This window comes from Streptomyces sp. NPDC048411, assembly GCF_040704695.1.
GTDB lineage: Bacteria > Actinomycetota > Actinomycetes > Streptomycetales > Streptomycetaceae > Streptomyces.
The window spans coordinates 1-3,271 of record NZ_JBEZKL010000273.1; the positions used below are offsets into that span (position 1 = coordinate 1).

Genomic DNA, 3,271 nt, shown 5'->3' on the forward strand with positions numbered 1-3,271 from the left:
GTCCCGTCGTCCCTCCGAGGGACGACGGGACACGCCGACGGCGTCCGTCGTCCCGCGCAGCTGCACCTACGAAGTGCCGGTGAGCTCACGGGGCGATGCGTTTTCCGCTCTCACCAGTAGTGGCGCCGTCCAGCGATCCCGCGGCCGACAGCACCGAGAATCCAGAGGACCGCACCGATCAGCACGAGGGCGACGCCGATGGTCCACAAGAAGGAAATCCCGGCCACCATGCCGAGCACGAGCAGAATGACTCCGAGGACGATCATTGCGTCCCCCAATCTTTCAGGGCCACCTTCGAGTATGCGCCGGACGGCGTATCCCGGCGTCGCCGACGACTGCTGTCGTTCGTACTGCCGTCCCGGGCCGCCGGGCATTGGCCGACTGGGCCCCGGACAGCTCGTCGGACCTCGTCGGACAGCCGGGGTTTCAGGCCGACGACACGGCAGTGGACCCCTCGACCAGGCGCGATCCGGTCCGGCGAACCGCTACGCTACCCGCCTCTCCAGCACCTGCTGTTCCTCTTCCTCCTCGGGCAGCTTCACGTCGCTCACCAAGATGTTGACCTCCACGACCTCCAGACCGGTCATCCGCTCGATGGCGGCGATCACCTCGGTCCGGACCTCGCCCGTGAGCTCGACGATCGAGTATCCGTATTCGACGACGATCGACAGGTCGACCGCCGTCTGGACCTCGCCGACCTCGACCTTGACACCGCTGGTGACGGACTGACCTCCCGCTCCGGGGACCCGCTCCCGCACGGCCCCCATACCGCGGGCGAATCCCCCTCCCATGCCCTGGACTCCGGGCACGCCCCGGGCCGCCAGCCCGGCGATCTTCGCCACCACACCGTCGGCGATCGTGGTTCGGCCCCGCGACCCAGGTTCCGTTCTGCGGTTTCCGCCGTGCGGTCCTGGTCCGTGCGTGGCCTCGGGTTGCGGTCGGGTGGTCTCGGGCCGGTGCACCTGCGTTTGATCGGTCATGGTCGGTCGCCCTTCCGAAGAGAAGGTGGATTCGAACACCTTGGCCAGTTTACGTACCATTTGTCAGCATTGCTCGAGCGGTAGGGGCATGTGGGCGGACCCACGGACGGGCCCCGCCGCGGAGGGGAGGGGTGGGATTCCGCGGTTCGTCACGGAGATGGCCCGCCCGCCCACTGTCTGTCCGCCGCGCTGGTCATCGCAGACGGAAGGCCGGCCGGTCGCCGGGGATGCTGTGACCTGACGTCACCGGCAGAGCGGGCCGGTCCGGCGGTGGAGGCCGACGCCGGGTTACGGGGCGTCGGTTCCGGTGCTCAAGGGCCGCCCACAGCGCAGGTTCCAGCGGCCGGACCGGCCGCTGAGCTCTGTCAGTGTCAACGGGGCGACGTCCAACCGCCAGAACGCCTGCGGCAGAAGGCCCAGCGCATGCACGATCGCGGCGCGCACCACCGCGGGTTCGACCACGGCGATCACGCGGCCATCCCCGGCGCCGTCCCGATGCAACGAGTCCAGCCAGCCGCCCACCCGCGCGCACAGGTCCAACAGCGACTCGCCGCCGTGCGGTGCTGCCGAAGGGTCGGACAGCCAAGCCGACACCGCCTCCGGCTCGGCCTCGCTCACCTCCGTCAGCCGCTGCCCGCTCCAGCGACCCAAGTCCCAGCCGCGTAGGGTCGGTTCGGGCTCGGACCGCAGCCCCAACGCCTCGGCGGTACCGGCGCACCTCTCGTCCGCTCCGCACACCCGCCGATCGGCGGCAGGCACCGCGGCAGCGGCCGCACGCGCCCGCCGGACACCGGACGCGTCGAGCGGGGCGTCGCCGTCGAAACGGGCTTCACGCAGCGCCGCATTGAGCGCCGGTGAGATCAACATCACTTGTACCGTCAACACCGTTGTCACCTCCCTGAACTGTGGCCTTTCGGGTAAGCACACCATGGCATCCGAGCCTCCCGGCCCCGCAGATGGCGCCATGGCGGCGCGTGCCCGCAGGCGGTATGGTCGCGACGAACATGACGACGGTGTGACGGAAGTCCGGTGAGAATCCGGCACGGTCGCGCCACTGTGAACCCGTACCCCTGCGGGAAGTCAGACCCGGCACTGTCGTCTCAGGCACCACGATCGGGACGCGTGTTCCCTCAGGAGGTTCTGCCATGGCACAGACTGCTGCCCCCGCAACCGTCGCCACACCCGCCATCACCCCCATCTCGCTGAAGGCCATTGCCCCGTGGGCGGTCTTCTTCGGCATCCTCATGCTCGTCCTGCTGTACTTCGTCGGAGCCGAGCAGGGTGCCACCGCTGTCATCTCCGGCGAAGGTGTCCACGAATGGGTTCACGACGGTCGCCACCTGCTCGGTTTCCCCTGCCACTGACACGCTGCGCACCTCAGGGGAACCGCTCATGAACTCCATATCTGTCAGAGCGCTGCTCGTCCGCGGCATGCTGGCCGGACTTGCCGCGGGCGCGCTCGCTCTTGCCGTCGCCTACTTCCTCGGTGAATCCCGTGTGGACGCGGCGATCGCGCTCGAGGAGGCTCACAGCCACGAGCACGGCGGCGAGGAACTCGTCAGCCGCACCATGCAGTCCACCGCGGGTCTCGCCACCGGTGTCCTGGTCTTCGGTGTGGCGATCGGCGGCATCGCCGCGCTGGTCTTCTGCTACGCCCTCGGCCGCATCGGCAGGTTCGGCCCGAGGGCCACGGCCGCATTGATCGCGTTCGGCGCCTTGCTGACCGTGTATGTCGTGCCGTTCCTCAAATACCCGGCCAATCCGCCGGCTGTCGGAAACCCCGACACGATCGGCCAACGCACCACCCTGTTCTTCCTGATGGTCGCCCTCAGCGTGCTGCTGGCCGTCGCTGCCGTCATCTTCGGCAAGCGGCTGGCTCCCCGCCTGGGCAACTGGAACGCGTCCATTGCCGCGTCCGCCGCCTATGTGCTCGTCATCGGGCTGGCCTACGCCTTCCTGCCCTCGTTCAACGAGGTCGGCAAGGACTTCCCGGCCAGTCTCCTGTGGGAGTTCCGCCTTGCCACCCTCGCCGTTCAGGCCACGCTGTGGACCACTTTCGGTCTGGTCTTCGGGTATCTGACCGAGCGGCTGCTGGTGCCCAAGGCCGGCGCAGTGACGGCCGGGGGCGGTACCACGTCCCACGCGGCCGCCGCTGCGAGCTGAGGCGCCCGCCGACGCGACGGACGCATAGACGGCGCACTAAGCCCCCCGCGGCCCGCGCCGGGGGGGCCGTCAGACCTGGGGGCCCGAGTGTTCCGATTGTCCGATCACTATAAAGCTAGGTGGGGATC

General features: G+C 69.1%; 5 protein-coding genes and 1 riboswitch. Of the genes, 2 read left to right on the top strand and 3 right to left on the bottom strand.

Going from position 1 to position 3,271, the window contains the following annotated elements:
* Positions 1–110: 110 nt before the first annotated feature.
* The 3 genes from AB0915_RS38725 to AB0915_RS38735 form a co-directional block, all read right to left on the bottom strand.
* The gene (locus AB0915_RS38725; protein ID WP_366696051.1) at positions 111–278 is read right to left on the bottom strand and encodes a hypothetical protein; all 168 of its coding nucleotides are present in this window, start codon (positions 276–278) and stop codon (positions 111–113) included.
* A 207-nt stretch (positions 279–485) separates the two neighbouring features.
* The gene (locus tag AB0915_RS38730) at positions 486–980 is read right to left on the bottom strand and encodes an Asp23/Gls24 family envelope stress response protein (protein WP_366696045.1); all 495 of its coding nucleotides are present in this window, start codon (positions 978–980) and stop codon (positions 486–488) included.
* Positions 981–1,268: 288 nt separating this feature from the next.
* On the bottom strand, positions 1,269–1,847 hold the full coding sequence (locus tag AB0915_RS38735; RefSeq protein WP_366696047.1) for a histidine phosphatase family protein: 579 nt from the start codon (positions 1,845–1,847) through the stop codon (positions 1,269–1,271).
* A 126-nt stretch (positions 1,848–1,973) separates the two neighbouring features.
* A riboswitch (adenosylcobalamin (AdoCbl) riboswitch) is annotated at positions 1,974–2,122 on the top strand.
* A 3-nt stretch (positions 2,123–2,125) separates the two neighbouring features.
* Here AB0915_RS38735 and AB0915_RS38740 point away from each other — a divergent pair.
* Together AB0915_RS38740 and AB0915_RS38745 are read left to right on the top strand one after the other, a co-directional pair.
* Positions 2,126–2,344 (top strand): CbtB domain-containing protein, encoded by a 219-nt coding sequence (locus AB0915_RS38740; protein WP_358859456.1) that lies wholly within the window; start codon positions 2,126–2,128, stop codon positions 2,342–2,344.
* 28 nt (positions 2,345–2,372) lie between these two features.
* Positions 2,373–3,143 (top strand): CbtA family protein, encoded by a 771-nt coding sequence (locus AB0915_RS38745; protein ID WP_366696049.1) that lies wholly within the window; start codon positions 2,373–2,375, stop codon positions 3,141–3,143.
* Positions 3,144–3,271 lie beyond the last annotated feature (128 nt).

What these genes read in the sequence shown, in the direction of transcription:
- AB0915_RS38730 (WP_366696045.1), bottom strand. Translation starts at nt 980, where the DNA reads ATGACCGATCAAACGCAGGTGCACCGGCCCGAGACCACCCGACCGCAA.
- AB0915_RS38735 (WP_366696047.1), bottom strand. Translation starts at nt 1,847, where the DNA reads ATGTTGATCTCACCGGCGCTCAATGCGGCGCTGCGTGAAGCCCGTTTC.
- AB0915_RS38740 (WP_358859456.1), top strand. Translation starts at nt 2,126, where the DNA reads ATGGCACAGACTGCTGCCCCCGCAACCGTCGCCACACCCGCCATCACC.
- AB0915_RS38745 (WP_366696049.1), top strand. Translation starts at nt 2,373, where the DNA reads ATGAACTCCATATCTGTCAGAGCGCTGCTCGTCCGCGGCATGCTGGCC.